The organism is Halomonas sp. SL18_1 (genome assembly GCF_055755715.1).
In genome coordinates this window covers 1457875-1484766 of sequence record NZ_JBVTRK010000001.1, presented here as the reverse complement: position 1 = coordinate 1484766, position 26892 = coordinate 1457875, and the positions used below count along the sequence as shown (strand labels likewise).

At 68.4% G+C, this 26892-nt stretch carries 22 protein-coding genes and 7 pseudogenes; 15 read left to right on the top strand and 14 right to left on the bottom strand.

Annotated elements, in window-relative coordinates:
• Positions 1-180 precede the first annotated feature (180 nt).
• Both ACSJDS_RS07500 and ACSJDS_RS07495 read right to left on the bottom strand, forming a co-directional pair.
• A complete protein-coding gene (locus tag ACSJDS_RS07500) occupies positions 181-1023 on the bottom strand; it encodes an MOSC domain-containing protein (RefSeq protein ID WP_473032716.1) in 843 nt (280 codons plus the stop codon).
• A gap of 106 nt (positions 1024-1129) precedes the next feature.
• Positions 1130-1411: a DUF503 domain-containing protein gene (locus tag ACSJDS_RS07495; RefSeq protein WP_473032715.1), complete on the bottom strand. Its 282-nt coding sequence runs from the start codon at positions 1409-1411 to the stop codon at positions 1130-1132.
• Between the two features lie 172 nt (positions 1412-1583).
• Between ACSJDS_RS07495 and ACSJDS_RS07490 the strand changes: the two genes are divergently transcribed.
• From ACSJDS_RS07490 to ACSJDS_RS07475, 4 genes and pseudogenes are all read left to right on the top strand, one after another.
• Positions 1584-2465, top strand: a complete 882-nt coding sequence (locus ACSJDS_RS07490) for a DMT family transporter (protein WP_473032714.1) — start codon at positions 1584-1586, stop codon at positions 2463-2465.
• A gap of 103 nt (positions 2466-2568) precedes the next feature.
• Positions 2569-2832: a hypothetical protein gene (locus ACSJDS_RS07485; protein WP_473032713.1), complete on the top strand. Its 264-nt coding sequence runs from the start codon at positions 2569-2571 to the stop codon at positions 2830-2832.
• Positions 2787-3029, top strand: a pseudogene (locus ACSJDS_RS07480) (CapA family protein); the annotation flags it as partial. The gene ACSJDS_RS07485 and the pseudogene ACSJDS_RS07480, both read left to right, overlap by 46 nt.
• Positions 2918-3691 carry a CapA family protein gene (locus ACSJDS_RS07475; protein ID WP_473034992.1) on the top strand — a complete coding sequence of 258 codons (774 nt, stop codon included), beginning with the start codon at positions 2918-2920 and terminating at the stop codon, positions 3689-3691. The pseudogene ACSJDS_RS07480 and the gene ACSJDS_RS07475, both read left to right, overlap by 112 nt.
• A gap of 23 nt (positions 3692-3714) precedes the next feature.
• On the opposite strand, the gene ACSJDS_RS07470 is transcribed toward ACSJDS_RS07475, so the two are convergent.
• The 10 genes and pseudogenes from ACSJDS_RS07470 to ACSJDS_RS07425 form a co-directional block, all read right to left on the bottom strand.
• On the bottom strand, positions 3715-5241 hold the full coding sequence (locus ACSJDS_RS07470; protein ID WP_473032712.1) for a putative bifunctional diguanylate cyclase/phosphodiesterase: 1527 nt from the start codon (positions 5239-5241) through the stop codon (positions 3715-3717).
• Complete coding sequence (locus tag ACSJDS_RS07465) at positions 5241-5414, bottom strand: hypothetical protein (RefSeq protein ID WP_473032711.1); 174 nt, start codon at positions 5412-5414, stop codon at positions 5241-5243. Before ACSJDS_RS07465 ends, ACSJDS_RS07470 begins: the two co-directional genes overlap by 1 nt.
• A 191-nt stretch (positions 5415-5605) precedes the next feature.
• Positions 5606-6378, bottom strand: a pseudogene (locus ACSJDS_RS07460) (enoyl-CoA hydratase-related protein).
• A gap of 136 nt (positions 6379-6514) precedes the next feature.
• Positions 6515-7495, bottom strand: a complete 981-nt coding sequence (acuI, locus tag ACSJDS_RS07455) for an acrylyl-CoA reductase (NADPH) (protein WP_473032710.1) — start codon at positions 7493-7495, stop codon at positions 6515-6517.
• Positions 7496-7543: 48 nt separating this feature from the next.
• Positions 7544-8176, bottom strand: a complete 633-nt coding sequence (gene acuR / locus ACSJDS_RS07450; RefSeq protein ID WP_473032709.1) for an acrylate utilization transcriptional regulator AcuR — start codon at positions 8174-8176, stop codon at positions 7544-7546.
• A gap of 165 nt (positions 8177-8341) precedes the next feature.
• A complete protein-coding gene (locus tag ACSJDS_RS07445) occupies positions 8342-9190 on the bottom strand; it encodes a 3-hydroxybutyryl-CoA dehydrogenase (RefSeq protein ID WP_473032708.1) in 849 nt (282 codons plus the stop codon).
• Between the two features lie 105 nt (positions 9191-9295).
• Positions 9296-10927 carry an acyl-CoA synthetase gene (locus ACSJDS_RS07440; protein WP_473032707.1) on the bottom strand — a complete coding sequence of 544 codons (1632 nt, stop codon included), beginning with the start codon at positions 10925-10927 and terminating at the stop codon, positions 9296-9298.
• 224 nt (positions 10928-11151) lie between these two features.
• Positions 11152-12941: pseudogene (locus ACSJDS_RS07435) on the bottom strand (acyl-CoA dehydrogenase).
• A 259-nt stretch (positions 12942-13200) separates the two neighbouring features.
• Positions 13201-14625 carry an MFS transporter gene (locus ACSJDS_RS07430; RefSeq protein WP_473032706.1) on the bottom strand — a complete coding sequence of 475 codons (1425 nt, stop codon included), beginning with the start codon at positions 14623-14625 and terminating at the stop codon, positions 13201-13203.
• A gap of 229 nt (positions 14626-14854) precedes the next feature.
• Positions 14855-15516 (bottom strand): annotated as a pseudogene (locus ACSJDS_RS07425) (class I SAM-dependent methyltransferase).
• 64 nt (positions 15517-15580) lie between these two features.
• Here ACSJDS_RS07425 and ACSJDS_RS07420 point away from each other — a divergent pair.
• From ACSJDS_RS07420 to ACSJDS_RS07380, 9 genes and pseudogenes are all read left to right on the top strand, one after another.
• Positions 15581-15961, top strand: a complete 381-nt coding sequence (locus ACSJDS_RS07420) for a VOC family protein (protein ID WP_473032705.1) — start codon at positions 15581-15583, stop codon at positions 15959-15961.
• A gap of 61 nt (positions 15962-16022) precedes the next feature.
• Positions 16023-16400 carry a DUF4870 family protein gene (locus ACSJDS_RS07415; RefSeq protein ID WP_473032704.1) on the top strand — a complete coding sequence of 126 codons (378 nt, stop codon included), beginning with the start codon at positions 16023-16025 and terminating at the stop codon, positions 16398-16400.
• A 3-nt stretch (positions 16401-16403) separates the two neighbouring features.
• Positions 16404-17330: pseudogene (locus ACSJDS_RS07410) on the top strand (lysophospholipid acyltransferase family protein).
• A 1806-nt stretch (positions 17331-19136) separates the two neighbouring features.
• Positions 19137-20342: pseudogene (locus ACSJDS_RS07405) on the top strand (OpgD/OpgG family glucan biosynthesis protein); the annotation flags it as partial.
• Positions 20251-20697, top strand: coding sequence for a glucan biosynthesis protein (locus tag ACSJDS_RS07400; RefSeq protein ID WP_473034991.1), 447 nt, complete (start codon positions 20251-20253; stop codon positions 20695-20697). The pseudogene ACSJDS_RS07405 and the gene ACSJDS_RS07400, both read left to right, overlap by 92 nt.
• 76 nt (positions 20698-20773) lie before the next feature.
• Positions 20774-21088, top strand: a complete 315-nt coding sequence (locus ACSJDS_RS07395; RefSeq protein ID WP_473032703.1) for a hypothetical protein — start codon at positions 20774-20776, stop codon at positions 21086-21088.
• The gene (gene mdoH, locus ACSJDS_RS07390) at positions 21052-22662 is read left to right on the top strand and encodes a glucans biosynthesis glucosyltransferase MdoH (RefSeq protein ID WP_473032702.1); all 1611 of its coding nucleotides are present in this window, start codon (positions 21052-21054) and stop codon (positions 22660-22662) included. Before ACSJDS_RS07395 ends, mdoH begins: the two co-directional genes overlap by 37 nt.
• A gap of 74 nt (positions 22663-22736) precedes the next feature.
• A pseudogene (locus ACSJDS_RS07385) lies at positions 22737-23138 on the top strand (FkbM family methyltransferase); the annotation flags it as partial.
• A 247-nt stretch (positions 23139-23385) separates the two neighbouring features.
• Positions 23386-24210: a creatininase family protein gene (locus ACSJDS_RS07380; protein ID WP_473032701.1), complete on the top strand. Its 825-nt coding sequence runs from the start codon at positions 23386-23388 to the stop codon at positions 24208-24210.
• Positions 24211-24784: 574 nt separating this feature from the next.
• Here the strand turns inward: ACSJDS_RS07380 and ACSJDS_RS07375 are convergent.
• A complete protein-coding gene (locus tag ACSJDS_RS07375) occupies positions 24785-25666 on the bottom strand; it encodes a GTP cyclohydrolase II (RefSeq protein ID WP_473032700.1) in 882 nt (293 codons plus the stop codon).
• The gene (locus ACSJDS_RS07370; protein WP_473032699.1) at positions 25552-25908 is read right to left on the bottom strand and encodes a hypothetical protein; all 357 of its coding nucleotides are present in this window, start codon (positions 25906-25908) and stop codon (positions 25552-25554) included. The genes ACSJDS_RS07375 and ACSJDS_RS07370 overlap by 115 nt, the downstream gene beginning before the upstream one ends.
• 76 nt (positions 25909-25984) lie before the next feature.
• On the opposite strand from ACSJDS_RS07370, the gene ACSJDS_RS07365 reads away from it, so the two are divergent.
• Together ACSJDS_RS07365 and ACSJDS_RS07360 are read left to right on the top strand one after the other, a co-directional pair.
• A complete protein-coding gene (locus ACSJDS_RS07365; protein ID WP_473032698.1) occupies positions 25985-26524 on the top strand; it encodes a RibD family protein in 540 nt (179 codons plus the stop codon).
• Positions 26440-26817, top strand: a complete 378-nt coding sequence (locus ACSJDS_RS07360) for a RibD family protein (RefSeq protein ID WP_473034990.1) — start codon at positions 26440-26442, stop codon at positions 26815-26817. The genes ACSJDS_RS07365 and ACSJDS_RS07360 overlap by 85 nt, the downstream gene beginning before the upstream one ends.
• The last annotated feature ends 75 nt before the right edge of the window (positions 26818-26892 follow it).

Below are 26892 nucleotides of genomic sequence, written 5' to 3'. Positions count from 1 at the left end.
AAGCCATAACTTACGTCACGCCGCTTACAACGCTGACAGCGCGTCGTACGAGAAGAGGCTAACATCAGTGAACTCACACCTTCGCACTGCAGAGGCAATGTGAGTTCCCTTGCCTTTTGCCCGCTGCCCGGCGGGCTTTTCTTCGCTGCTACGTACTTCAGCCGCTGCATGCCCTGCCCGTCAGCGGTGGCCGACCTGCAGTCCATCGCCGAGCGCGATGGTCTCCCCCTCGCCGGCCAGCAGGATCGCATTCTGGCCGAAGTATCCGCCGGGTGCCGTCACGGTCCGCATGGCCACCAGGGTTCGCAGCGGTTCACCGGGTACGGCAATGTCGCCGCTGTGCTGATCCACGGTGGTGATCTTGCAGCGCTGGCAGGGCTTTCTGACCCCCAGCCGGAAGCGTCCATCCGGCGTAGAGATATCACCCCAGCCGTTCTCGGCGAAGGGCATCGACCCCTGGACGACGATATTGGGTCGGAAGCGGCTCATCGGCACCGGAGACAGCCCCTTCTCCCGCAGCACTTCGTTGAGCGCCTCTAGGGAGGACTCGGCGGTCAGCAGGAAGGGGAAGCCGTCGGCGAAGGCGGTATGGGCCTGCTCACCCTGAAGCGAGCGCGATGCTAAGGGGCGCCGGTGGGTGGTATCGAAGCGTACCAGGCGCAGCCTGCTGCCCTGCAGGTTCCCCAGCACCCCGGTCAGCCAATCGGCTGCCTGATCTCCTTCATCCAGTGCCTGGCAGGCATCGTCCCATACATAGGCAGTCAAGCGTGGCTGGTCATCTCGCGCCAGCTCGACCGAAAGCGGTTCAGCATCGGGATGTTCCAGCACCAGCCGGTCGGCCTCGAGGCGCACGGCGATGCGTGCCATGGCCGGCAGCTGGCGCTGGGTGACGAAGCGACCGACCTGGTCCACCACCATCCATTGACGATCATGGGCCAAGCCGCGCGTTCCCAGCTCCGCTCGTCCGACGGCGATACCACGCAGTGACTTGACCGGGTAGATATTCAGTTCCGTGACGTGCATATGCGTCTCCTTGTGCCGGTACCACGCATGAAGTCTATCTCAGCTGGCCAGCGCCGCCTAAACACGCCGAGCCTGGGCCCCTCATGGCCGTGTCGTCCGGTGTCCCTCACAGGCGCTCCCGCGAGACCTCAACGACCCGACCATCGACACTGCGCTGTAGACGGTCCTCGATTTCGCTGCACAGCGACTCCACCTTCTGCGCCGACATGGCCGCTACCACGAAGGTCCATTCGCTGGCGTCGAGCCGGTCATGGTCGCCACTTTCGCAGACGGCAACCGCCGGGTTGCGGCCGAAGCGCTCATGCAGGCCTCCCATGCGCTGACGTTTCTCCTTGAGGGAGCGGCAGCCGGGCAGAGAAAGCGACAGGGTGAGAATGCTGATATACATGAGCGACTCCTTGCGAATCGAAACGGAGTGAACGAAAGGCCGGTCAACGCGAAAACCCACAAGGGTTATCGTCAGGTAGGGCAGCCGCCGTGATAAATTCAGGCCAGTGCCTTCCCTTGCAGTGATTTCAACCGTAATCTGCCGTCTCCCCTGATACCAATAAGGAGGCTGGATGACACCGGCCGATTCCCTGCGCCTGCTGCTGCTCTCCTCGCTGTGGGGCATGTCGTTTATCTTCATGCGGGTCGCCGTGCCCGAGTTCGGTCCGGTACCGTTGATCCTGGTGCGCATGGGCCTGGCGGCCCTGCTGCTGATCCCGCTGCTGCTCAGCGTGCGCTACCTGCGGCTGGTGTGGGAGCACAAGGGCGCCCTGCTGCTGCTCGGCCTGGTCAACCACGTACTGCCCTTCACCCTGCTCGCGCTGGCCACCACCCGCCTGGAAGCCGGCTTTACCTCCCTGATCAACGCCACCACGCCGATCTTCACCGCCCTGTTGGGGGCGCTGTTCTTCGCCACGCCGGTGCTGCGCCAGCAGTACCTGGGCCTGGCCATGGCGTTCTTCGGCGTCTATGTGCTCTCGGCCAACCGGCTGGACTTTACCCTGGGCGGGGACGGCTGGTTCATTCTCGCGGTGCTCGGCGCCACCTTCTGCTATGGCGTGGCAAGCAACTACTCCAAGACCTATCTCTCCCACCTGCCCGTGCGGGTGCTGGCGGCGGGCAGCACCGCCATGTCCGCGCTGATCCTGCTCCTGCCCGGCCTGCTGCTCTGGCCCAGCGAACCGATTAGCGGCCTGGCCTGGGCCAACGGCCTGGCGCTGGCCGTATTCAGCACTACCGTCGCCTTCTTGCTCTATTTCGGTCTGATCTCCAGCGCCGGGGCGACCGCCACCTCCACCGTTACCTTCCTGGTGCCAGTCAGCGCCCTGCTGTGGGGCTACCTGTTGCTGGGTGAAACCCTGAGCCTGCAGGTGCTGGTCGGCATGGTGATCACCCTGATCGGCACCGCCATCGCCACCCGCATGGTGCGACTGCGGCGGCGCGAGGTGGCCTGACACCGGCACGACGCGTCGTTGGCCGGCCAATGCCCGGGTCTACGCTTAGGGGAAACCATCTCGTTCCGGTATGCCTCGCCCCCCTTTTTAGCATAGGCCCGCCATGACTCAGGCTACCACCTCTCCCACCGCTCCCACCGCAGACACCCTGACCCTGCAGCTGGCCGGCGACGTGATGCTGGGCCGCGGCCTCGACCAGGTGCTGCCCCATCCGGGCGACCCTGGCCTCTTCGAACCCTGGGTGCGCGACGCCCGAGACTATGTGCGCCTGGCCGAGCGGGAAAGCGGCCCCATCCCCGCTCCCGTGGATCCTGCCTACCCCTGGGGGACGGCCTGGAGGCGCTTCGTGGCGCCAGCCTGCGCCTGATCAACCTAGAGACCGCCATTACCACCCACCCCGTCCCCTGGGCCGGGAAGGGCATCCACTACCGCATGCATCCGGCCAATATCGACTGCCTCACGGCAGCGGGCATCGACGCCTGCACCCTGGCCAACAATCATGTGCTGGACTGGGAACGGGCGGGGCTCAGCGAAACCCTGGCGACGCTGGACGGCGCGGGTATCGCCCATGCCGGCGCCGGGGAAAGCGCCGAAGAAGCCAGGCGCCCGGCCATGCTGCCGCTCCCCTGGGCGGCCGGCTGCTGCTGTGGAGCCTGGGCCTCTCCGACAGCGGTATCCCGGCGGCGTGGCGAGCCACGGCCGGGCACTCGGGCGTCAATCGGGTGGATGCTGACGACCATGCCACCGCCGCCGCCATCGCTGACGAGAAGCGGCCCGGCGATCTGGTGGTGGCTTCGGTGCACTGGGGCGGCAACTGGGACTATGGGGTGCCCGCCGCGCATCGCCGCCTGGCCCACCGGCTGATCGATGCCGGCGCCGACCTCATCCACGGCCACTCCTCTCATCATCCCAGGGGGTTGGAGTGCTATCGGGGCCGGCCGATCCTCTACGGCTGCGGTGATCTAATCAACGACTACGAGGGAATCCGCGGCCACGAGCGCTACTTCCCGGCGCTGGCAGTGCTGGTGGGGTGCCGCTGGCATCGCGGCCGCCACGAATGGCTCGATGTGTGGCTAACCCCGCTGCGCCGTCGTCGCTTCCGGCTGGAGCGGGCCACGACCGCCGAGGCCGACTGGCTTGCCGAGACCCTGAACCGCCACGCTCAGGGGGCATGTCCGCCCTTCGTCCGTGCCATGGACGAGCGCCTGCACTGGCGGCTGGCGTAAGGCCGAGAGCCTCTCGCCCCCTGTCACTGGTATAAGTCGACGGCCTTGCACCACTCCCTGGGCCTATGCGCTTGACGCCAACGGCGATAGTCATCGACCGACAAGGCCCTGGCATAAAGAAAACCCTGGGCCTGATCGCAGCCCAGCCGGCACAGCAGACGATGTTCGGCCAGGGTTTCCACCCCTTCCGCCGTGACCTCCAGGTCGAGGGCGTGGCCCACTTCGATCAGGCAGGCCATCAAGCGCTGGGCGCGCGGGTCGGCGTCGATGCCCTTGACGAAGGCACGATCGATCTTGAGGCCTGTGATCGGGAGATAGCGAAGGTACTCGAAGGAGGAGAAGCCGGTCCCGAAGTCGTCGATGCTGACCCGGACACCCTGGCGGCGCAGTCGTGAGAGTGCGCGTTCGGCCAGTCGCAAGTCATGCATCAGGGCGCTTTCGGTGATCTCCACCTCCAGCCGCTCCGGTGACATGCCATGCGCTTCCACCAGCTGCAGCAATTCGTCGAGGAGCGCCTCGTCGCTCAGGTTGCGCACCGATAGATTGATGCTGACCACTCCGTCATCGCTGCTGGCGAAGCGGCACGCCTGCTGGAGGACGAAGCGGGTCACCGGGGCGATCAGGGTGGTGCTCTCCACCTTGGGCATGAAGCTGCCGGGAGGGATATAGCCACCCTGGCCGTCGCGCCAGCGGATCAGACCCTCACAGCCACAGAGGCCGCCATCGGCGAGGCGCAGCTTGGGCTGGAAGTGTAGCTCGAACTGCTCCCTCTCGAGATCGCGCCGCACCCGGGAGATGAGCTGGACCGTCTCCAGCCTGTCGCGGGTCAGCTCGGCCGAATAGTGACAGTGGATGGATTGCCGGGCCATGGCCGCCTGCATGGCGACCCGAGCCTGCCGGATCAGGTCGTCTGAGGTGGTCTCCGCGGAGCGCTGCCAGCTGCTACCCATGGCCAGTTGAACGCGCAGTGGCATCTCCTGGACCGTCAGGTTCTCCTCGCCCACCTCGGCGAGACGCACTGCGAGCTCCTCGATCACCGGCGGATCGACGCCGTACAGCAGCAGGCACAGCTCCGAGTTGCTGTAGCGAAAGACGTCGACGATTCGCGAATCCAGCCGCCGCAGGCGCTGGCCCTTAGCGGCGACCAGGGCGTCCGAGACCTCGGGCCCGAGCGCCGCCAGCACGTCGGCGATATCGGTGAGGCGCACCAGCAGCAGGCCGACACGCCGATGCGGCCGTGGCTGGGGCGCGAGGCGCCCCTGCAGCGCCTCCTGCAGGGCGACCTGGTTGGGCAGGCCGGTGCGCGGATCCGTGCGCGCCAGGCGCTCGCTGGTGGTGTGGGCCCGGTGGAGCAGGCTGAACAGCCCCCCCGCCACGCCACCGATCACCAGGTAGAGCCCAAAACGCACCAGCCAGTTAAGGGTGGGCTGGCCCTGCTGGGTCGAGACATCGAGGGGCATCGCCGCCATCAGCAGGCCGGCCACCAGGGCGGCGACCAGGGCCCCGGCCAGCCCATAGCAGGCCGCGGCCAGCAGCACCGGGATCAGCATCAGGTAAGGGTAGGCGTAGCGGGTGCCCCGGTGAAATAGACCACCAGGGTGCCCAGGCCGAGCAGTAGGGTCAGAAGGCCGAGAAGCAGGGCATGACGCAGTGTCGGAGGCAGTAGACGAAATTGCTGCTGGGCTCGCCAGCCGAGCGTTCGTGCAGCGACAGAGGCGTCCATGTCGTGCTCCCTCCAGCCGAAGGATGAATGTGAGCCTGCACATTTAAGCACAATGACGCCCGCTTTTCTGGCCTCACTATCAACGCCGCCTAGGCTTGTGCCTCATCATTCGCAACTGACACTGTGGAACGGGCAGAGACGTTCAGCCGGGGCATATCTCCCGGCCGAACGACGCTGTGGGTACGCCAAGCTTAGAAATTTGGCTTGCGCTTCTCGAGGAAGGCGCTCATGCCCTCTTTCTGCTCGCTGCCGGCGAAGCCCAGCGCGAACAGGCTGGTCTCAAGGGCCAAGGCGCTACCCAGGTCCTGGTCCATGCCGTCGTGCACCGCCTGCTTGGCGTTGCGCACCGCCTGGGGGCCGTTGCCGGCCAGCTGCTGAGTGAGTTCCTCCACATAGCCCTCGAGCTCGGCCTGGGGCATGACGCGGTTGACCAGGCCGATGCGCAGCGCCTCATTGGCATCGATCTTACGCCCGGTGGTGACCAGGTCGATCGCCATGGCCGGGCCGACGCGACGCGGCAGCCGCTGGGTGCCACCGAAGCCGGGAATCACCCCGAGCAGGACCTCGGGCTGTCCGAAGACGGCGTTGTCGCTGGCGACCGCCCAGTCGCAGGCCAGCGCCAGTTCGCAGCCGCCGCCAAGGCAAAACCCGTTCACCAGGGCGACCACCGGCACCGGCAAGGTTTCCAGGCGTTTGATGGTGCGCAGCGCCTGGCTGGCGAAGGCGCGGGCCTCTTCCGGGACTTGTCGCGCATCTCGGCGATATCGGCACCGGCCACGAAGGACTTCTCGCCGGCACCGGTAATCAGCACGCCGCGCAGGTCGCGGCGCTGCTCCAGCTCGGTCAGCACGGCTTCCAGCTCGCTCAGGACCGCGCTGTTGAGCGCGTTCAGCGCCTTGGGCCGGGAGATGGTCAAGCGCACAACGCCGGCGTTGTCGACGACCTCGATCAGCTTCTCGCTCATGGGAACTCCTGCAATTGTTCTTCAGGGAAACCTCACAACCCTAGCGAACGCTAGGTTGGTAGGCAATCCCCTCCTTTGTCGAGGGTCTTTCGCAGACCGCCCCGGCCAAGTGGCCACGTCGGGGCAACCCGATGCATCACGTCATGCGGACGACGAGCCTGCCGCGCACCTTGCCCGCCAATAGCTCCCCTGCCTTGTCGATCGCCTCCTCGAGGCCGATCGTCTCGGTGATGGTGTCCAGCTGTGCCGGGTCGATCAGCTCACCCAACCGGCGCCAGGCTTCAATACGCTCCTCACGCGGCTTCATGACGCTATCGATGCCGGCAAGAGTCACGCCGCGCAGAATGAAGGGGGCCACACTGGAAGGGAGGTCCATGCCCTGCGCCAGCCCACAGGCCGCCACGGTTCCGCCGTAGCGCGTAGCGGCCAGGACGTTGGCCAGCGTATGACTGCCCACCGAATCGATGGCGCCCATCCAGCGCTCCTTGGCCAGGGGCCGGCCCGGCTCCGACAGCTCGGCACGGTCGATGATCTCCTGGGCCCCCAGTCCTCTCAGGTACGCCTCTTCCTGCGGGCGCCCCGTCGCGGCGATGACCCGGTAGCCCAGCCGCGAGAGCAGGGCAATGGCGTAGCTGCCCACGCCACCGTTGGCGCCAGTCACCAGCACATCGCCCTCCCCCGGAAGGACACCCTGACGCTCCAGTGCCATGACGGCGAGCATCGCCGTGTAGCCGGCGGTGCCAATGGCCATGGCTTGGCTCGTGCTGAAGGCCGAAGGAAGCGGAATCAGCCAGCGACTCTCCAATCGCGCCTTCTCGGCCAGGCCGCCCCAGTGCGTCTCACCCACGCCCCAGCCATTGAGCAGAACGGCATCGCCCGGCTGGAACGCTTCGGCGGTCGAGCTTTCGACCGTCCCTGCCAGGTCGATCCCCGGCACCATGGGGAACTGCCTGACGACCGGCCCCTTGCCGGTGATCGCCAGGGCATCCTTGTAGTTGAGGGTGCTGCAGTCGACCCGCACGGTGACGTCACCTTCCGGAAGCTGCGACTCATCCAGGGTCTGGAGCCCAACCCGCTGTTCGCTATCGGACTTCTCGATCAAGATCGCCTTGAACATCCTTCACCTCGTATTTTAGACCGATCGTCTAGTTAGTGGCATGAAACATCAGCGAGGCAGCCCTTCCAAATAGCACTCGAGAAAAACGTCCATGGGCCGCACGCTGCACTCCAGCCGGGAACGCATCACAGCACCCTCCCAGCCAATCCAGAAGGCTTCGGCAAGCCGACCGCAGTCGGCGTCCCGAGAGAGCTCTCCCGCCTCTTGGCCCGCCATCAGGCAGCGCGCCAGGCGTTGCTGCCAGTCAGCCAGCGTCTCCTGCAGCCGGTGTCGATACGCCTCAGGCAAACTGCCGACTTCCTGCCCCAGGTTGCCCACCAGGCATCCCCGGCGGAAGTCATGACGCGCCATCCCCGTCTTGGCGTCATCCACGAAGGCACGGATCCGATCAAGCGGCGACAGCTGCGTGTTCAACAGGTGGCGATCCAGCTTGTTGGCGAAATAGGCCCCGTAGTGCGCCATGATGGCGAGTCCAAAGGCCTCCTTGCTGGAAAAATAGTAGTAGAAGGACCCCTTGGGGACCCCGACGCGCTTGAGAATGCCGTCGATCCCGGCCCCCGTGAAGCCCTGCTCGGTCAACACCTCGGTGCCGCTGCGGATCAGCAGGGCGCGGGTGTCCGGATCGACACGCGGCGATTTGGGCGGGCGACCACGGCGTGGCTTGGCGGTTGGTTCGCTCATGCGAAACAATATAGACCAGTCGTCTACAAAATCGCAAGAAAATGCCGGGCATCCTCCCGGCGCGTATCCCCGTCGTACTGGGCCATGGGCAGCGCGGCACGCTTCCCCTGCCTCATGACCGGGCCGATAGCGGCCCGGTCATCGCCTTGGGACCAGTCGGCTTCGCTACTCGTAGACGTGGAAGCCGCGTCCGCTCTTGCGACCCAGGTAGCCGGCAGCCACCATGCGCTTGAGCAGGGGACAGGCACGATACTTGGGATCGCCGAAGCCTTCCTGCAGCACCTCCATGATGGAGAGGCAGACGTCCAGCCCGATCAGGTCGGCCAGGGCCAGCGGGCCCATGGGGTGGGCGGCGCCGAGTTTCATCGACTGGTCGATGTCCTCGGCACTGGCCACGCCCTCCTGGAGCAGGAAAGCCGCCTCGTTGATCATCGGCACCAGCAGGCGGTTGACCGCGAAGCCGGGAGAGTCGGCGATGGCCACCGCCGTCTTGCCCAGCGACTCGGTGAGGGCCTCGATGCGCGCCACGGTGGCGTCACTGGTCTGCTCGGCGCGGATCACCTCGACCAGCTTGAGCACCGGCACCGGGTTGAAGAAGTGCATGCCCACCACCCGCTCAGGGCGCTCGCATACCGCGGCCAGCCGAGTCAGCGACAGCGACGAGGTGTTGGAGGCCAGAATGGCCTCGTGGGTCAGGCGGCTCAGGTCGCGAAACAGCTTCTCCTTGAGCGCCGGCTGTTCCGGGGCGGCCTCGATGATCACCTCGCAATCGCGCAGGGCATCCAGGGCGGTGGTCACCTGGAGCCTAGCCAGGGCGGCGCTCTTGTCCGCCTCACTGAGCTTCTCCTTGGCCACTTGCTTGGCCAGCGCCTTGTCGATGGCCGCCCGAGCGCGGGTCAGCTGCTCGTCGGCCACATCGTAGAGCTGTACGTCGAAACCGCTCACGACCAGGACCTGGGCGATGCCCTGGCCCATGGTGCCGGCGCCCACCACACCGATGGCTTGTTGGCTCATTGCATCTCTCCTGAATAACGTTTATTGATCTGCTCCGGACTGTCGCTCGAAGCCTTTCGGCGCTTCTCGCTTGAGTCCACGGCAATTGACTCGTGTGACCCGCGGCTACTGCTTGCGCGCTTCTTCGCGCAGCACGAATTTCTGGATCTTGCCCGTCGAGGTCTTGGGCAGTTCGGTGAAGACCACCGTCCTAGGCACCTTGAAGCCGGCCAGGTGTGCACGGCAGTGGGCGATGATGTCGGCCTCGGTGATTTCGCCGTAGCCCACCTTGAGCTTGACGAAGGCGCAGGGGGTCTCGCCCCACTTCTCGTCCGGCTTGGCGACCACCGCCGCCTCCTCCACCGCCGGGTGGGCGTAGAGGGCGTTCTCCACCTCGATGGTAGAGATGTTCTCGCCGCCGGAGATGATGATGTCCTTGGAGCGGTCCTTGATCTCGATGTAGCCGTCCGGGTGCCAGACGGCAAGATCGCCGGTGTGGTACCAGCCGCCCTCTAGCGCCTGCTCGGTGGCGGCCTCGTTCTTGAGATACCCCTTCATGACGTTGTTGCCGCGCATCAGGATCTCGCCGATGGTCTCGCCATCCTTGGGCACCGGCTCCAGGGTATTGGGATCGGCGATGCAGAGCGCTTCCAGCATGTGGTAGCGCACCCCCTGGCGCGCCTTGATCCTGGCCCGCTGCTCCAGCGACAGCTCGTCCCACGCCTCACGCCAGGCGCACACGGTCACCGGCCCGTAGACCTCGGTGAGGCCGTAGACGTGAGTCACCTCGATGCCGAGTGTCTCGACCCCGGCGATCACCGAGGCGGGCGGCGCGGCGCCGGCGGTGGTGACCTTCACCGGATGGTCGAACTCACGCTTCTGGTCATCCGGCAGGTTGACCAGGCCGTTGAGCACGATCGGCGCACCGCTGAAGTGGGTGACCTGCTCGTCGGCGATCAGATCGGTGATCTTCTTGGGGTCCACCCGGCGCAGGCAGACGCTGACGCCAGCGTTGGCAGCGATGGTCCAGGGAAAGCACCAGCCGTTGCAGTGAAACATCGGCAGGGTCCAGAGATAGACCGGGTGGTGCGGCATGGCCCACTCGAGGATATTGCTGACCGCATTGAGGTAGGCGCCGCGGTGGTGGTAGACCACCCCCTTGGGCTTGCCGGTGGTGCCAGAGGTGTAGTTGAGCGAGATCGCCTGCCACTCGTCCTCTGGCAGGCGGTAGGCGTACTCCGCATCCCCCTCGGCCAGCAGGGCTTCATACTCCAGCTCGCCGATGCGCCGCGCCTCCCCCTCGAACAGGGCGTCGTCGACGTCGATCACCAGCGGCTTGATCGCCAAGCGCGAGACCGCCTCCTCGATGACGTCGGCGAACTCCGGGTCCACCAGCACCGCCTGGGCCTCGCCGTGCTCGAGCATGTAGGCGATGGCCTCAGCGTCGAGCCGGATGTTGAGGGTGTTCAGCACGCAGCCGGCCAGCGGCACGCCGAAATGCGCCTCGAACATGGCCGGCACGTTGGGCAGCATGGCGGCCACCGTCTCACCGGGCTTGATGCCGCGCTTCTCCAGCGCCGAGGCGAGCCGGCGGCAGCGCGACCAGGTCTCGCTCCAGCTGCGACGAATCTCACCGTGCACCACCGCGGGATAGTCCGGGTAGATGGCCGCGCTGCGCTCGATGAAGGTCAGTGGCGACAGCGGAACAAAGTTGGCCGCCGTCTTGGGCAGGCCCTGTTCGAAGATGCTGTGGTTCATACGGGGTAGGCTCCGGTTTCGCGTCGGTTATTATGAGGGTGTTTGCAAAAGGGCTGCACTCGGCAATACGTCGTTAAAAATTGACTCAATATGCTCATTTACACCCCGTAAACTCCGCCATTTCATCAATTTTTGCCTCGTCTTGCCTTCGTTCGCCTGTTTTGTAAACACCCTCTATGGTGGGGCGGAAAACGCCGCCGGCTTCGAAGCCGGCGGCAGCAGGGTCACTGGGCGGTGGCATCGAAGCCGGACAGGCTCTCCATACCGGCCTCGATCACCGCGCGCTGGGCGCGGCCCACCGGCAGCCACTGACGCAGGGCATAGTCGGCGCTGGCCAGCTTGGCCGTATAGAAGGGCTCCTCGCTCCCAGCGGCGCGGGCGGCGGCGGCGGCCAGCGCCGCCCGGCCCATCTGCCAGGCGCTAAGCACATGACCGGCCAGGCTCAGGAAGGGGGTCGCATAGGCCTGGACGGCGTCGGGACCGCGCTCGGGGTCGCCCCCTGCGCCAGCACCGCAGCCATGGCGGCGCGCAGGTCGACGGCGCCGGCGGCCAGGCTTTCGCCCAGGGGGGCCAACTCGGCGCTGGCAGAGAGCGCCACGGCGGTGGCCTCCACCTCATCGATCAGCCCGGCCAGGGCCGCGCCACCGTCGCGCTGCAGCTTGCGCCCGGCCAGGTCCAGGGCCTGGATGCCGTTGGTGCCCTCGTAGATGGGGGCGATGCGCGCATCGCGCAGCAGCTGGGCGGCCCCGGTCTCCTCGATGAAGCCCATGCCACCGTGGACCTGCACCCCCAGCGAGGCGATCTCAACGGCCTGATCGGTGGAGAACGCCTTGACCACCGGAATCAGCACGTCGACGCGGGACTGGGCGGCGGCGCGCTCGACATCGTCGGCGGCATGGCGCGCCACATCGAGCTGAGCCGCGCAGTAGAGGGCGAGCGCGCGCAGGGCGTCGGTGCGGGCCCGCATGGAGAGCAGCATGCGGCGTACGTCCAGGTGGTCGCTGATGGCGCAGTCGCTGCGCCCGGAGCGCGGGCTTCTGCCCTGCACGCGATCGTTGGCATAGCCGAAGGCGTGCTGGCAGGCGCGCTCGGCCACGCCGATGCCCTGGATGCCCACCTTGTGGCGCGCCTCGTTCATCATGGTGAACATATGATTGAGGCCACGCCCCTCCTCGCCCACCAGGTATCCGACGGCCCCCTCGCCCTCGCCGAAGCTCAGGGTGCAGGTCGGTGAGCCGTGTATGCCCAGCTTGTGTTCGATGGAGGCGCAGGTGACATCGTTGCGCTCGCCCAGCGAGCCCTCCTGATCGACCAAGTACTTAGGCACCAGGAACAGCGAGATGCCCTTGTTACCTTCGGGCGCATCCGGCTTGCGGGCCAGCACCAAGTGAACGATGTTCTCGGCGGCGTCGTGCTCGCCCCAGGTGATGAAGATCTTCTGCCCGTACAGGCGATAGTGATCCCCTTCGGGCACTGCCCGGGTGCGCACCTTGGAGAGATCCGAGCCGGCCTGGGGCTCGGTGAGGTTCATGGTGCCGGTCCAGCTGCCCTCGACGAGCTTGGGCAGATAGACCTCCTGGAGGGTGTCGCTGCCGTGGTGGGCCAGGGCCTCGATGGCGCCGGCGGTGAGCATCGGGCACAGGCCCAGCGCCATGTTGGCGCCGTGGAGCATCTCCTGCACGCTGCTGGCCACCACCTCGGGGAGCCCTTGGCCGCCCTGGGCCTCAGCAACACCGATGCCGTTCCAGCCGCCCTCGGCGTAGGCCTGATAGGCCTCGATGAAGCCCTCGGGCAGGGTCACGCCGCCGTCGTCGCGCCGGGTGCAGCCCTGGCGGTCGCCGATGGCGTTGAGCGGTGCCCACACCTCACCGGCCAGCTTCGCCGCCTCCTCCAGCACGGCCTCCACCAGGTCGGGGCTGGCCTCTTCGAAGCCGGGCAGCGAGAGCGAGCCGTGCTCGAGCAGCTCTTCCAGCACGAAGCGAATGTCGCGAACGGGGGCGGCATAGGGAAACATGACGATACCTCGGAAAAATGATAGTGGTGATAGTAGATTCACTACTTTTCGTTAACCATTATCCCTAGGTCGCATAACGAAGGCCAGGTCTAGGAGCCTGTCGGGTTTGACCGATCGTCGCGAGGAACACGGATTTCGAGACAAGTTTATCGATCTGATGAGGCGAATAGCGCGCTATTTAACGAATCAGATCGAATGAAATTGGCCGAAAGCCCGGGTTTCACAGCAGATCAGCGTTAAGTCCGACAGGCTCCTAGGCTCAGCGAGGCGGGTCGCTATCATCCTCCTCTGCCAACGCCAGCTCGCCCTGCTCGCCCGCCGCCGGGGCATCGTCACCATCATCGAAGTAGACGACATGGGTTTCATCGGCCGGCGGCGGCCCCACCAGCGGCTCGGCCACCGCCACCTCGGGCATCACCTCGGAGAGATCCTCCATGTACTCGTGCTCCATGGCGCCCTGCACCAGCTCCTCGGTGATCGCCAGCTCGGCCCCCACCGAGGACATCGGCGTGCTGGGATGGAAGGGCGCCACCGGCACCGGTGCCGGGCGCACGCTCCGCCGCCAGCCGAAGAAGAGCACCAGGCACAGGCCCAGGCCGCCGAAGGCCCAGAACAGGCCCGCATCGCCCACCGCCACCATGATCGGCGAGATCAGCGGCGGACTGAGCGTGGAGCCGATGGCGTTGATCAACAGCAGCCCCTGGCTCATGTGCACCAGCGCCCCCGCGGGCGCCCGGTCCGCGGCATGGCCGACCGCCACCGGATAGAGTGAGAAGACCCCGCCGCCAAGCAGGAACAGCGCCGCCGCCAGGGTCCAGGGGGTCATCGGCAGCATCAGCACCGCCGCTGAAATCAGCACCGTGAAGACACCGATCAGGATCAGCACCATCTGCCGGTCGTGGCGATCGGACCAGCGCCCCACGGGGTACTGCAGCAGCATGGCGCCCAGTACCACCAACGCCATCATCTGCCCCACCTGGGCCACCGAGAGGCCGATGCGCTGCAGGTAGAGCGGCAACAGGGTATAGACCGCCGCCACTGCCAGCCCCGAGCCGAAGCTGCCCATCACCCCGGTGGGGGTGACCGTGATAAGCCGCAGCGGCGAGAGCGGCTCGGCCTTCTCGATCAGCGGTGAGACCCGCGGGATCATCGCCATCGGCAACACCGACAGCGAAGCCAGCAGGCCGATCACCATGAAGGAGGCCGCCCCGCCCATGGCCTCGGTGACCCCCAGCAGCAGCTGGCCAAGCACCCCGGCGGCATACAGCGAGATCATGTAGAGAGCCAGCAGCCGCCCGCGCGCCTTCTGGTCGCCGGCGGTGAGCAGCCAGCTTTCGATCACCAGGTAGACCCCCACGGTGGCCCAGCCACCGATCAGGCGCAGCACGAACCAGGCCCAGGGCTCGAACACCAGCCCCTGTAGCAGCACGGTCACCGCGACCAGCGACGCGAAGCTGCCGTAGGCGCGGATATGGCCGATGCGCAGCAGCAGACGATCGTTGAGCATGGCGCCCAGCGCCAGGCCGATGAAGTAGGCGGAGGAGACCCAGCCGATCACCACCGGCGACTCGCCGGCGGCATCCAGCCGCAGGGTGATCACCGTGGCCAGAAAGCCGTTGCCGATACCCAGAATAAACAGCCCCAGCAGGGGCGCCAGCGCCATGGCCAGCAGTTGCCGCGACATGTCACGCCTCGCTTGGAAAAGGAGATCACTCGGGAAGGTGGAGTGGCCGGGGAACAGCGGGCCGGGAGCGGAAACTTGCGGCGCGAATCATACGCCCGGCACGCCATAAGTCAACGTCGAGGAGGCCGTTTCTTCAAAATATAACAGCAAGTTATCTAAAGCACGGCGAATCGTAGCGCCGCGTTTTGCCGAGGCCCAACCGGCGAGGTCCCAGCGGGATTGGGCCACGCTATTGGGTCAACCCCAGTCGACCGCCGCACCGCTGCAGCAGCGCCACATCCGGTCCTGGCAGATGCAGCTCCATGCCCAGATGGTCGGCCAGCCAGGCGAAGCTCGCCTCGCTGAAGAAACAGACGTGGGTCGGGTCGAGAATATAGTGCCAGCGGGCGAAGGCCTCGGGCGTGCCGACCCGCTTGGTCATCAGCCCCAGCCAGCCCCCCGGGGCAGCAGCGCAACCAGCCGCTCGAGCTCGGGACCGGGCGCGAAGAGGTGCTCCACCACCTCGGTGGCGGTGATGAAGTCATACTCGGCGGTGAGGGCGCGCTCGTCAGGCGCGTAGAAGGGGTCGTAGATCGCCATCGGGTGACCCGCCTCCTCGAACATCACCGACAGCGTCGGGCCGGGGCCGGCGCCGAAATCGAGACCACGCGCGCCAGGAGGGAGCCGGGCCAGCAGCGGCGAGTAAAGCCGTGACAGGAAGTGCCGATATCCCGGGTCGTCGGGACGGTTCTGATGCTGGTCGTAGACCGCCTTTTCCGCCGAGGCAGCAAGGCGCTGGGGCGGGGGCACGAACACCAGCCGGCAGCGCTCACAGCGGTAGTAATCACGCCGCGCATCGCGGTGGAAGTGGCGCGCATCGGTGGCTGCGCATAGCGGGCAGGTCAGCATCATCGTATCCTCTTGGGCCTGACGACTGAGAAGCTTACAGAAAACCCCTCACGACAAGGAGACCGGCATGCTGTCAGGTCTGGACCACCTGGTCATCACCGTGACCGATATTGCCCGCGCCGTGGACTTCTACACCCGGGTGCTGGGGCTCGAGGTGCGCTATCGCGACCGCGAGCGCGTCGACCTGATGCTTGGCGACATGGCCCTGCGGCTGCATTGGACGGCTACCGACATCGAACCCCGCGCCGCCACGCCGACGCCGGGCAGCCTGGACCTCTGCCTGCGCAGCCTGCTGCCGCTGGACGAGGTGGCGCGCCACCTAGCGGCGCTGGACGTGGAGGTGGAGCTCGGTCCCGTCACCCGCCAGGGCGCCAAGGGGCAGATCGAATCGCTGTTCCTACGCGACCCCGACGGCAACCTGCTGGAGATCAGCCGCCCGGAGCGGTGATGGCAAAGCCGCGTCCGGCCGGTATCATGGGCGCCAGACATTCACCCATTCAGGGATGAGCATGAGCGACAACTCGCGCGACGACAACGTCGTTATCGACCGGGATCACCGCCCCGATACCACTCTGGCCATCGTGATTTATGTGCTGCACCTGCTGGCCATCGTCTCGGGCGGCCTGACTTCGCTGGTGGGCGCGGTGATCGCCTACGTCTATCGTGGTAACGGCCCCGAGTGGCTCGACGAGCACTACCGGTTCCAGGTGCGTACCTTCTGGATGGCGCTGCTCTACTTCTTCGTCGCCGGCCTGCTGACCCTGGTGATGATCGGCTACCTGCTGTGGCTCGTGGCCGTGGTGTGGCTGGTGGTGCGCTGCGCCAAGGGACTGCGCAGCCTGCAGCAGCAGCGCGCGCCGGATAACGTGGACACCTGGCTGTTCTGACCCATGGCCAAGCGCGATAAACTTCTTCATACCCTCCAGGCCCATGCCATCGGCGCGCTGTGGCGCACCCTGGCCGGGCGCCGCCTGACCACCCTGTGGCGGCTGGCGCGCTGGACCGGCCCGCTGGTGCATCGCTTCAGCCGGCGCGAGCGCGACGTCACCGAAATCAACCTGGGCAGGTCTTCCCGACCTCCCCCGTGAGGAGCATCAGCGCCTGGCGCGCCAGAGCCTGATTCACTCAGCGGCCACCATGCTCGAGCTGGGCCTGGCCTGGATGGCCGAACCGGACCGCGTCGAGGCCTCGATCCTCGCGATCCACGGCCGGGAACTGCTCGACGAGGCCCGCGCCGAGGGGCGCGGCGTCATCGTGCTGGCCCCCCACTTCGGCAACTGGGAAGTGCTCAACTTCTGGCTCTCCAGCCACTTCCCCTTCACCGCCATGTACGAGCCCCCCAAGATTCGCCGCCTCGATCCGGTGATCCGCCGCGGCCGCGAGCGGATGGGCGCCAGCCTCGTGCCCACCAACCCGCGTGGGGTGGCGGCACTGCTCAAGGCGCTCAAGCGCAGCGAGGCCATCGGCATCCTGCCCGACCAGGAGCCGGACTGGGGCAGCGGCGTCTTCGCCCCCTTCTTCGACCGCCCCGCCTACACCGCCACCTTGCTGCCCAAGCTGGTGGCTCGCACTGAAGCGAAGGTGGTTACCGGGGTGGCCCGGCGTCTTCCCTGCCGCGGCTTCGAGATCCACTTCCTTGCCGCCGACGAACGGGTCTACTCGCCGGACGAGACCGAGTCCGCCACCGGCGTCAACGCCTGCGTGGAGGCCGCCATCGCCCTGGACCCGGTCCAGTACCAGTGGGAATACAAGCGCTACCGCAAGGTGATCCAGAAGCTCGAGGGGCACCCGACCACGAGTCGTTCCGGATCTATTGAGGGCTTGTCCGAGCAACGCTCTTAAGTGACGATTCCGGCGGAGCCTATGGGCCAAAGTCCTCATGCAGCCAGTCGCGCAGGACCTCCAGGCCGAACGCCGCCCGGGGGAGTCCGGCAGCATACCGGGGACAAAGCCCCGCGACTGGAAGGGCTCGAGTAGCGCCGAGTCGCCGCTGATGATGTGAACCGGCACCCCGAATCCGGCCTCATCGCCGATGATCAGGGGGGCGGCCTGGTGATCGCCCAGCAGGATCAGCAGCGCCTCATCGCCGAGAAAGTCCGCCGCCCAGCGCGCGCTCACCTCCAGCGAGTAGTCCACCGAGAGCGCATAGTGCTCGCGCACCCGCTCGAGATCCTGCCAGAGCACGTCGGGCGGTACGCCGGCATCTTCCCACTGCTGGAAGATGCTGCCGTCCCCGATCGCCCCCCAGTCGTCGAGCACCGGCAGGATCGGCGTCCAGGGGGCATGGCTCGAGATCAGGGCGACCTGGGCGAACAGTGGCACGTCCGCCGGCTGGCGAATCTGGCGCTCAAAATGGTGGAGGGTGAACTGGTCGGGCATGGTCACCCAGTTGAGGGGCGGCCCGGCGTAGTCGATATCGGCGGCGGCATGGATCTCGTCGAAACCGTAGGCCTCCCCCTCCGGCCAGGCCAGGGTAATGGCCGGCATGACCGTCAGGGTACGGTGGCCACTGGCGCGAAAATCGTCCACCAGGGTGAGACGGTCGCTGCCCAGCATCAGCCGGTACCAAAGCTGGTTGTCGATATGCAGGCCGCTGAGCGCGCTGGCGTGGGCGAGCCAGGACTGACCGCCGCGGATCGGCGCGTCCAGCATCCCCGTGACCACCGACAGCCCGGCCTCTGCCAGGCGCGCTTCCATGGCATCCAGCCGCGGCAGCGTCACCTCGGCGAAGCGCGGGTCGAACACCGACGACTCGCCGTAGGACTCCACGAACACCAGCAGCACGTCGCGCCCGGCGAGCCCCGGCAGCGCGGTGGCTCGGGTGGGCGCCCCGGCCAGGCGTGCGGCGAAGTCGCGATGGGCCCGCCTGGTCTCGACCAGCTGCTGGCCCTGGAAGCGCAGGGTGTCCACCAGCGGGGCCCGCACCACCGGCACCAGCCGCGCCTGGTCGAGCTCGGCGGCGAGCAGCGCTCCGCTACCGGCCAGCATCACCAGTGCCATCGCCAGGGCAGCGCCGCGGCGCGCCCGCCCCTGCAGCGCGGCCAGCCCCCGCCCCAGCACCCAGAGCAGCAGGACCAATCCCGCCGCAGCCAGCAGCAGGGCAAGCACGGCCAGGGGAACGCCCAGGTTGCCCGCCAGCAGGTGATAGACCGAGCGCAACAGCGGCAGATCCAGATAGAGATTGAGCGAGCGCCCCAGCGCCTGGTGGGTTGCCGCATCGCCGAGTCCGGCCAGCAGCGCCAGCGCCACGGCCCCCAGGGCCGGCCAACGCAACCAGTTGGCCGCTCCCCGCGCCGGCAGCAGTGCAAGCAGCGCCGCCAGCAGCAGGGCCTCCAGGGCCAGCCAGCGCGACGACAGCTCGCCGAAGCGCAGCCACAGCGGCATCAGCAATGCAACATTGAGCAGAGCGGCACCGATCAGCAGGCGCAGCATGGTGACACTCCCTTTTCGGCGGCAACGAGGTGACAGCACTACCCGAATGGTAGCTCACCGGGATTAGGTGTACATTGACTAGATAAACGTACAACTCATGTCGCACTATCTGCAACGCTGCCGCCCGTGCACGAATCGTCACCAACGGCGACACTGAGGCCAGGACAACCCAGCGGCGAAGGAGAACGCGAATGCAGCAGCGCAAGCGGCGCTTCGGCCTGGCCCTGGGGCTGGCCCTGATGGGCGCCCCCCTCGTGGCCTCGGCGGCCACCGACGAGGCCGAGATCGACGCACTCTTCGACCGGGTCACCGAGCAGGCCAAGGCCCACGCCAAGGCCGCCTATCGCCGCGGTGACGCCGCCCTGCCCGAAGCCCTTCGCGACCTCGACTACGATACCTACCGGCAGATTCGCTTCGATCCCGAGGCGGCGCTGTGGCGCAACGAGGGGCTGTTCTCGATCCAGCTGTTCCACACCGGTTTTCTGTTCGACGCCCCGGTGCAGCTTCACCTGGTCGAGGCGGGCGAGACCACGCCGCTCGCCTTCGACCCCGGGCGCTTCCGCTACGATGACCGGGCCGCCGGACTGCTCGAGCAGAATCTGGAGGGTGCCGGGCACGCCGGCTTTCGCCTGCACTTCCCGCTCAATCGCGCCGAGCACCAGGACGAGTTCGCGGTCTTTCTCGGCGCCTCCTACTTCCGGCTGGTGGGGCGCGACCAGGGCTACGGACTCTCGGCGCGAGGGCTCGCCATCGACACCGCCCTGCCCCGTGGCGAGGAGTTCCCCGCCTTTCGCGAGTTCTGGCTGGTCCGGCCGGCCCCCGAGGTCAACCGCATGACGGTGCTGGCGCTGCTCGACAGCCCCTCGCTCGCCGGCGCCTACCGCTTCGACATCGCCCCGGGGCGCGACGTCAGCGTCGAGGTGGAGGCCCGGCTGTTTGCCCGGCGGGACGTGGCCAAGCTCGGCGTGGCGCCGCTGACCAGCATGTTCGCCCATGGCGACACCAGCGTTGGCCGCACCGACGACCATCGCCCGGCGGTGCACGACTCCGAGGGGCTGCTGATGCAAACCGGCCGCGGCGAGTGGATCTGGCGGCCGCTCACCAACCCCCGCCAGCTGCGCGTCTCCCAGTTCCTGGACACTGCCCCGGCCGGCTTCGGGCTGGTCCAGCGCAGCCGCGACTTCGCCCGCTACCTGGACCTGGAGGCGCGCTACGAGCGGCGCCCCAGCCAGTGGGTCGAGCCTCTCGGCGACTGGGGCGCCGGTCGGGTCGAGCTGGTGGAGATTCCCGCCCCCGACGAGACCCATGACAACATCGTCGCCTACTGGGTCGGCGATACGCCGCTCGCGGCCGGCGAGCAACGCCGCTTTCGCTATCGCACCCACACCTTCGGCACCGCGCTGCCCGTCCCCAGCCGGCCCAGGTCACCCGCAGCCGCCACGGCTGGGGGGCGTTCCCGGCCAGAGCGACCCACCGCCCGTCAGCCGGCGCCACTTCATGATCGACTTTCACGGCGGCGAGTTGGAGGGGCTGGCGGCAGACCAGCCCGTCGAGGCCGACCTCGAGGTCAGCCACGGCCGGGTGCGCCATCTGCAGACCCAACCCCTGCCGGCACAGAGCGGCTGGCGGGCCAGCTTCCGACTCGAGCCCGAGGGCCGTCAGCCCGCCGACATGCGGCTGCGACTGAGCCTTTACGGGGAGACGATCAGCGAGACCTGGAACCATGTCTGGTACCCGGACCAAGCGCGCTGAGTTCGGCGCCCACCGCCGCAACGACACCCGGCGGCTGCCCTGGCTGCGCACCCGGCGTGTCCTGCTGGCCTTGCTGGTGGCCAGCACCACCCTGGTCGGCGCCCTGCTGATGTGGCGTATCCTTCACGCCGACGGACAGGGCGTGCTGACGCTGCTGATCCTGGCGCTGTTCACCCTGACCTTCGCCTGGATCGCCGTCGCCTTCTGGTCGGCGCTGTTCGGCTTCGCGGTGGTCCTCGCCCGCCGCGACCCGCTGACCCTGGCGCGACTGCCGAGTCTCAGCGACGAACGAGCGCTCCCCATCCGGTGCCGTACCGTGCTGGCCATGCCGATCCACAACGAGCCCCCGCCGCCGTGGTGGCCAGCCTGGAAGCCACCGCCGAGGCCCTGATCGCCACCGGCGAGGCACGCCATTTCGATGCCTTCGTGCTCAGCGACACCACCGATACGACCATCGCCGTCCAGGAAGCCGCGGCCATTGCCGCCCTGCAGCGGCGCCTGGCCGGCCGCCTGCAGCTTCACTACCGGCGCCGACCCCACAACCGCGGGCGCAAGGCCGGCAACCTGGCCGACTTCTGCCGCCGCTGGGGCAGGCACTACGACTTCATGGTGGTGCTCGACGCCGACAGCCGCATGAGCGGCCAGGCGCTGCTGGCGCTGGTCCGCGCCCTGCAGGCGCGCCCCCGGGTGGGACTGATCCAGAGCGTGCCGCTGCCCGCCCGCCAGGCCACCCTCTTCGGCCGCCTGGCCCAGTTCGCCGCTGGCCTCTATGCGCCCATGCTCGCCGCCGGCCAGAGCAGCTGGCAGGGCGACACCGCTAACTACTGGGGCCACAACGCCATCCTGCGGCTGCGCGCCTTCATGGCGCACTGCGGCCTGCCTGAGCTGTCCGGCCGGCCGCCGCTGGGCGGCGAGATCCTCAGCCATGACTTCGTCGAGGCCGCCCTGATGCGGCGCGCCGGCTGGGAGGTGCAGCTCGAGACCCGCATCGGCGGCAGCTACGAGGAGATGCCCGGCAACCTGCTCGACTATGCCCGTCGCGACCGGCGCTGGACCCAGGGCAACCTGCAGCACCTGCGCCTGCTCGCCGCGCCGGGACTGCACGGCCTCAGCCGACTCCACTTCGTCATGGGCGCCATGGCCTTCCTCTCCTCGCTGCTGTGGCTGGCCGTGCTGCTGCTGGGAAGCCTCGATGCCGTGCTGCGCGCCCAGCGCCAGGTGGCCTATTTCGTCCACCCCGAGCAGCTCTTTCCGCTCTGGCCCCAGGCGCGCCCCGAACTGATCGCCGCGCTCTTCGCCACCACCCTGGGGCTGCTGCTGCTGCCCAAGCTGCTGGGCCTGCTGCTGGCCCTGGTCAGCCGCCCCGAGGCCTTCGGCGGGCGCCTGCGGCTGCTGGCCAGCGCCCTGCTGGAGGCCCTGGCCGCGGTGCTGCTGGCGCCAGTGATGATGGTCTTTCATAGCGCCTTCGTGCTCGGCGTGCTCACCGGCACCCGCGTGGAATGGGGGAGCCAGGCCCGGGAGGGCCGCATGGTGAGGTGGAACGACGCCCTGCGTCACACCGCCCCCGCCCTGCTGCTAGGCACCCTGTGGGCAGCGGGGGTGGGCTGGCTCGCCCCGGCGCTGCTGTGGTGGCTCAGCCCCATCTGGGGCGGCCTGCTGCTGGCACCGCTGCTGGCCCGGCTGAGCGGCAGCCGCCGGCCGGCCGAGGCCCTGGCCCGGCTTGGCCTGCTGAGCGTTACCCCGGCGACGCATCGGCCGCGCTGCTCGCCCATGAAGCCAACGACGAGCCCTTCGCCCACTCCCACGCCGAGCCGCTGGCGCCACCCCCGAACGCCCCGGCGAGATGCCCCTGGCCCGACTCTCACGCCGCACGCCGGGCCCCGACCGGTCGACCGCCCCATGAGCGCCGCCGACATGCCCCCGCTCGCCCCCTGCGCCGCGGCTACGGCCTGGCCCGCTCGCTGATCATCTACTGGCGCCCCGGCCGCCAGAGCGCCCTGCGCCGGCTCTACGCCGACTTCGTCGGCCCCGGCGACCTGGTGTTCGACGTGGGCGCCCACCTGGGGGACCGCACCGCGGCCTTCGCCGGGCTCGGCGCCCGGGTGGTCGCCCTGGAGCCGCAGCCCCGCCTCTTTCGCTGGCTCCGTCGGCTGGTGGGCCGGCGGCTCGGGGTAACCCTGCTGCCGGTGGCGGCCGGCGCCGCCCCCGGCGAAGCCAAGCTGGCCATCAGCCGCGCCACGCCCACGGTCTCGACCCTGGCCCACCCCTGGCGCGAGGCCATCACCACACGCAATCCCGGCTTTCGCCAGGTGCGCTGGGAAGAGACGCACCGAGTGCCGGTCACCACCCTGGACGCGCTGATCGCCGAACACGGCGTGCCGCGCTTCTGCAAGATCGACGTGGAGGGCTTCGAGGCCGAGGTGCTGGCCGGGCTCAGCCGGCCGCTGGCCGGGGTCTCGGTGGAGTTCGTCGCCGGCGCCCTGGAGGTGGCCGAGGCCTGCGTGGCGCGCCTGGCCGAACTGGGCGACTATCGCTTCAACGTCATTGAAGGCGAACGGCGCGATTTCCACTGGCCGACGTGGCGCACCGCCGAGGCGACCCGCGTCTGGCTGGCCGCCGGGGCCGACGGTCTGGCCTCCGGCGATCTCTATGCACGACTCGACTCCCCCGACCCGAGGAGGCAACCGGATGCACGACGCCCCCCTTCCCGCCTTTCCCCAGTGGCAGGCGCTGACCAGCCGCGAATTCGCCCAGCTCGAGCGCGACGGCGTGGCGGTGATGGTGCTCGGCGCCATCGAGCAGCACGGCCCTCATCTGCCCCTTTCCACCGATCTGGACATCGGCACGGGGCTGCTGACCGCGGCGATGACCCACCTGCCCGAGGACTTCCCGCTGGTGCAGCTGCCGCCCCTGGCGGTGGGTGCCAGCGAGGAGCACCTGAGCTTTCCCGGCACCCTGAGCCTGTCGCCGGCGCTGGCCGCCGCCGTGCTGGAGGCCCACGGCGACGCCGTGGCCCGCGCCGGGCTCTCGCGGCTGGTGCTGCTCAACAGCCACGGCGGTAACAAGGCGATGATGGACAGCGCCGCCCTGGCGCTGCGCCGCCGCCACGGCCTGCTGGTGGTCAAGCTGCACTATATGCGCCTGGCGCTGCCGGACGACCTGCCGGGCGAGGATCTGCCGCCCGAGGAGCTGCGCCACGGGCTGCACGGCGGCGCCCTGGAGACTGCGTTGATGCGCCATCTGGCGCCGGAGAAGGTACGCCTTGCGCATCTGGGGCACCCGATCTCCCGGGGCCAGGCCATGGCGGAGGAGCACCAGCTGCTGGGCCCGGAGGGGGAAGCGGCCTTCGCCTGGCTGGCCGAGGACCTGCACCCGGAGGGGGTGGTGGGCGATGCACGCCTGGGCAGCGCCGAGCTGGGCGCGCGCCTGGTCGACCACTACGCCGAGCGCATCAGTCGGGTCCTGCGCGAGGTCCGGGCCATGCCCTCTCTGGGCGGGGGTCCCCGGCGTTGAAAATAGCAAATAACGCTTCGCCCTCCGCCAGGGCGCCTACCGGCGCCAGTCGCGACGGGAACCGGGCGCTCCTACAGGCGAATTTTTCTAATGTAGGAGCCTCTTTAGATCGCGACTGGAGGCGACAGCCTCCCGGCAGTGTTGTCGGCGGTGTTGTCGGCGCTGGTGATAGCCCCGAACGCCACCGCCTCCGCCAGGGCGCCTACCGGCGCCAGTCGCGACGGGAACCGGGCGCTCCTACAGGCGAATCTCTCTAATGTAGGAGAATCTTTAGATCGCGACTGGAGGCGACAGCCTCCCGGCGGTGTTGTCGGCGCTGGTGATAGCCCCGAATGCCTCCGCCAGGGCGCCTATCGGCGCCAGTCGCGACGGGAACCGGCGCTCCTACAGGCGAGTCTCTCTAATGTAGGAGAACCTTTAGATCGCGACTGGAGGCGACAGCCTCCCGGCGGTGTTGTCGGCGCTGGTGATAGCCCCGAATGCCTCCGCCAGGGCGCCTACCGGCGCCAGTCGCGACGGGAACCGGGCGTTCCTACAGGCGAAATTTTCTAATATTAGGAGACGCTTTAGCTTCCTAGGAGCGCCCGCCTCCGCGCTCGAGCACCTCGTCGAGCAGGTGGCCGGCGCGCTCCGCCTTGGCGCTGAGGTAGCGTCGGTTGTGGTCGTTGAGGCTGCCGTAGAGGGCCTGGCGGGCCACCACCTCGATGCCGCCGTCGGCCAGGGCCGTCACTTTGCCCGGGTTGTTGGTCAGCAGCTGCACCCGACGAATGCCGAGCGAACCGAGCATGTCCACCGCCACCCCGTAGCGGCGCTCATCCTCGCCGAAGCCCAGGGTGTGGTCGGCATCCACGGTATCCAGGCCGTTGTCCTGCAGGGTATAGGCGCGCAGCTTGTTGGCCAGGCCAATGCCGCGCCCCTCCTGGGCCAGATAGAGCAGCACGCCGCCGCCCAGGGCTTCGATTTCGGCCACGGCATTGCGCAGCTGTTCGCCGCAGTCGCAGCGCAGGCTGGCGAACAGGTCGCCGGTGAGACAGGCCGAATGCAGCCGCAGCGGCACCGGCGCGCTGCCGGCTTCCGGCGCGCCGATCACCACCGCCAGGTGCTCGCGCAGCCCGTCGGGTTCGCGAAACAGGATGAAGCGGGTATCGAAGGCGTCGGCCAGGGGAATATGCGCCTCGCTGACCCGTTTGAGCATGCCGCCGGTCCCCTCCAGGCAGCGCTCGGCGGCCTCGGCTTCCACCGCCAGCAGCTCACCGCTGGCCAGCGCCGCCTCGACCGCCGTGCGCTGCGCCTCGCTGACCCGGGCCACCAGCGCCGAGGGAATCAGCAGCGCCCGGCGCATCAGCGCCAGGGCCCCGCGGTCCGCCAGCGCCGCGGGCTCCAGCCGCTCGCGCCACGCCCGTCGCTGTGGCCCCTGCAGCGTTTCGGCGCCGACCGCCAGCGCCGCCAGGTGCATTTCGTCGAGGCCGGGCGGCAGTGCCAGCCGTGCCGGCGCCCCCGCGCCTCGACGCCCAGCAGCGCCAGCCGATGCTGGCTGAGCACCAGCGCCGGCGGCATGCCGGCCCGCTCGGCGAGGCGCGCCGGCACGTCGTTGCCGGCCCCCTCCAGCGCCTGGACCAGCACGCGCTCCTCACCGGCCACCAGCAGGACCGGCAGGCCACGGCGAATATCGAAGATGGCGCGTTCAACCTGATGCATGACGATCTCCTTGCGTGCCTTGTGCCGCCATGGCGGACGACGCATGATGAAACGCTGAATCCGACCCGGAGGCCCCATGAGCGAAGCGACGCCCGAACCCCTGGCGTGCGACGCGGCCTGGCAGTGGCTGTGCCGGCGGTGCGAGAGCGAGCCGCCGTCGGAAGCCGCCCCGCTGTGGCTCGATGCCCAGGGGGCCTGGCACGCCCGGGGCGCCGTCAGCGAGGCGGCCCGCGAACTGCTCGACTGCCTGGTGCCGCTGGCGGCCCACCGCGGGCGGCTGGCCGTGGCCCAGCTGGGCCAGAGCCTGGATGGCCGCATCGCCACCCAGAGCGGCCACTCCCACTACATCAACGGCCTGGCGAGCCGCACCCACCTGCACCGCCTGCGCGCTCTGCTCGACGCCGTGGTGGTGGGCGCCGGCACCGTCATCGCCGACGACCCGCTGCTCACCGTGCGCCACGTGCCCGGTCGCTCGCCGGTCAGGGTGATCCTCGACCCCCGCGGCCGGGTGCCGGCGACCGCTCGCCTGCTGTGCGACGCCGATGCCCCGACCTTGCACCTGCTGGGCCCCGAGGCCGCCGCGCCGGCGCCCCGGGCCCTCACGTCACGCGCCTGACCCTGCCCCTGGCGGGCGACGGCTTCTCGCCCGCCGCGGTGCTGGACGCCCTGGCCGAGCACGGTCTGAGGCGGGTGCTGGTCGAGGGTGGCGGGGTCACGGTGTCGCGCTTTCTCGAGGCCGGGGTGCTCGACCGGCTGCACCTGCTGGTGGCGCCGCTGCTGATCGGCTCCGGCCGCCCGGGCCTGACGCTGGCGCCGATCGCCACCCTCGACGAGGCCCGGCGCCCCCAGGCGCGTACCTTCCGCTGCGGTGACGACACCCTCTTCGATCTGCGGCTCACCGGGGCCTGAACCTCCGCCCGGTGCGGGGCGTCGCCGGCGCAGCATCTCGGCCAGCACGCAGAGCCCGCCCGGCAGGCTGGCCAG

What these genes read in the sequence shown, in the direction of transcription:
- ACSJDS_RS07380 (WP_473032701.1), top strand. Translation starts at nt 23,386, where the DNA reads ATGCACGACGCCCCCCTTCCCGCCTTTCCCCAGTGGCAGGCGCTGACC.
- acuR (WP_473032709.1), bottom strand. Translation starts at nt 8,176, where the DNA reads ATGAGCGAACCAACCGCCAAGCCACGCCGTGGTCGCCCGCCCAAATCG.
- ACSJDS_RS07465 (WP_473032711.1), bottom strand. Translation starts at nt 5,414, where the DNA reads ATGGACGCCTCTGTCGCTGCACGAACGCTCGGCTGGCGAGCCCAGCAG.
- ACSJDS_RS07485 (WP_473032713.1), top strand. Translation starts at nt 2,569, where the DNA reads ATGACTCAGGCTACCACCTCTCCCACCGCTCCCACCGCAGACACCCTG.
- acuI (WP_473032710.1), bottom strand. Translation starts at nt 7,495, where the DNA reads ATGTTCAAGGCGATCTTGATCGAGAAGTCCGATAGCGAACAGCGGGTT.
- ACSJDS_RS07415 (WP_473032704.1), top strand. Translation starts at nt 16,023, where the DNA reads ATGAGCGACAACTCGCGCGACGACAACGTCGTTATCGACCGGGATCAC.
- ACSJDS_RS07470 (WP_473032712.1), bottom strand. Translation starts at nt 5,241, where the DNA reads ATGCTGATCCCGGTGCTGCTGGCCGCGGCCTGCTATGGGCTGGCCGGG.
- ACSJDS_RS07490 (WP_473032714.1), top strand. Translation starts at nt 1,584, where the DNA reads ATGACACCGGCCGATTCCCTGCGCCTGCTGCTGCTCTCCTCGCTGTGG.
- ACSJDS_RS07420 (WP_473032705.1), top strand. Translation starts at nt 15,581, where the DNA reads ATGCTGTCAGGTCTGGACCACCTGGTCATCACCGTGACCGATATTGCC.
- ACSJDS_RS07365 (WP_473032698.1), top strand. Translation starts at nt 25,985, where the DNA reads ATGAGCGAAGCGACGCCCGAACCCCTGGCGTGCGACGCGGCCTGGCAG.
- ACSJDS_RS07430 (WP_473032706.1), bottom strand. Translation starts at nt 14,625, where the DNA reads ATGTCGCGGCAACTGCTGGCCATGGCGCTGGCGCCCCTGCTGGGGCTG.
- ACSJDS_RS07440 (WP_473032707.1), bottom strand. Translation starts at nt 10,927, where the DNA reads ATGAACCACAGCATCTTCGAACAGGGCCTGCCCAAGACGGCGGCCAAC.
- ACSJDS_RS07370 (WP_473032699.1), bottom strand. Translation starts at nt 25,908, where the DNA reads ATGCATCAGGTTGAACGCGCCATCTTCGATATTCGCCGTGGCCTGCCG.
- ACSJDS_RS07500 (WP_473032716.1), bottom strand. Translation starts at nt 1,023, where the DNA reads ATGCACGTCACGGAACTGAATATCTACCCGGTCAAGTCACTGCGTGGT.
- ACSJDS_RS07495 (WP_473032715.1), bottom strand. Translation starts at nt 1,411, where the DNA reads ATGTATATCAGCATTCTCACCCTGTCGCTTTCTCTGCCCGGCTGCCGC.
- ACSJDS_RS07375 (WP_473032700.1), bottom strand. Translation starts at nt 25,666, where the DNA reads ATGCACCTGGCGGCGCTGGCGGTCGGCGCCGAAACGCTGCAGGGGCCA.
- ACSJDS_RS07400 (WP_473034991.1), top strand. Translation starts at nt 20,251, where the DNA reads ATGACAACATCGTCGCCTACTGGGTCGGCGATACGCCGCTCGCGGCCG.
- ACSJDS_RS07445 (WP_473032708.1), bottom strand. Translation starts at nt 9,190, where the DNA reads ATGAGCCAACAAGCCATCGGTGTGGTGGGCGCCGGCACCATGGGCCAG.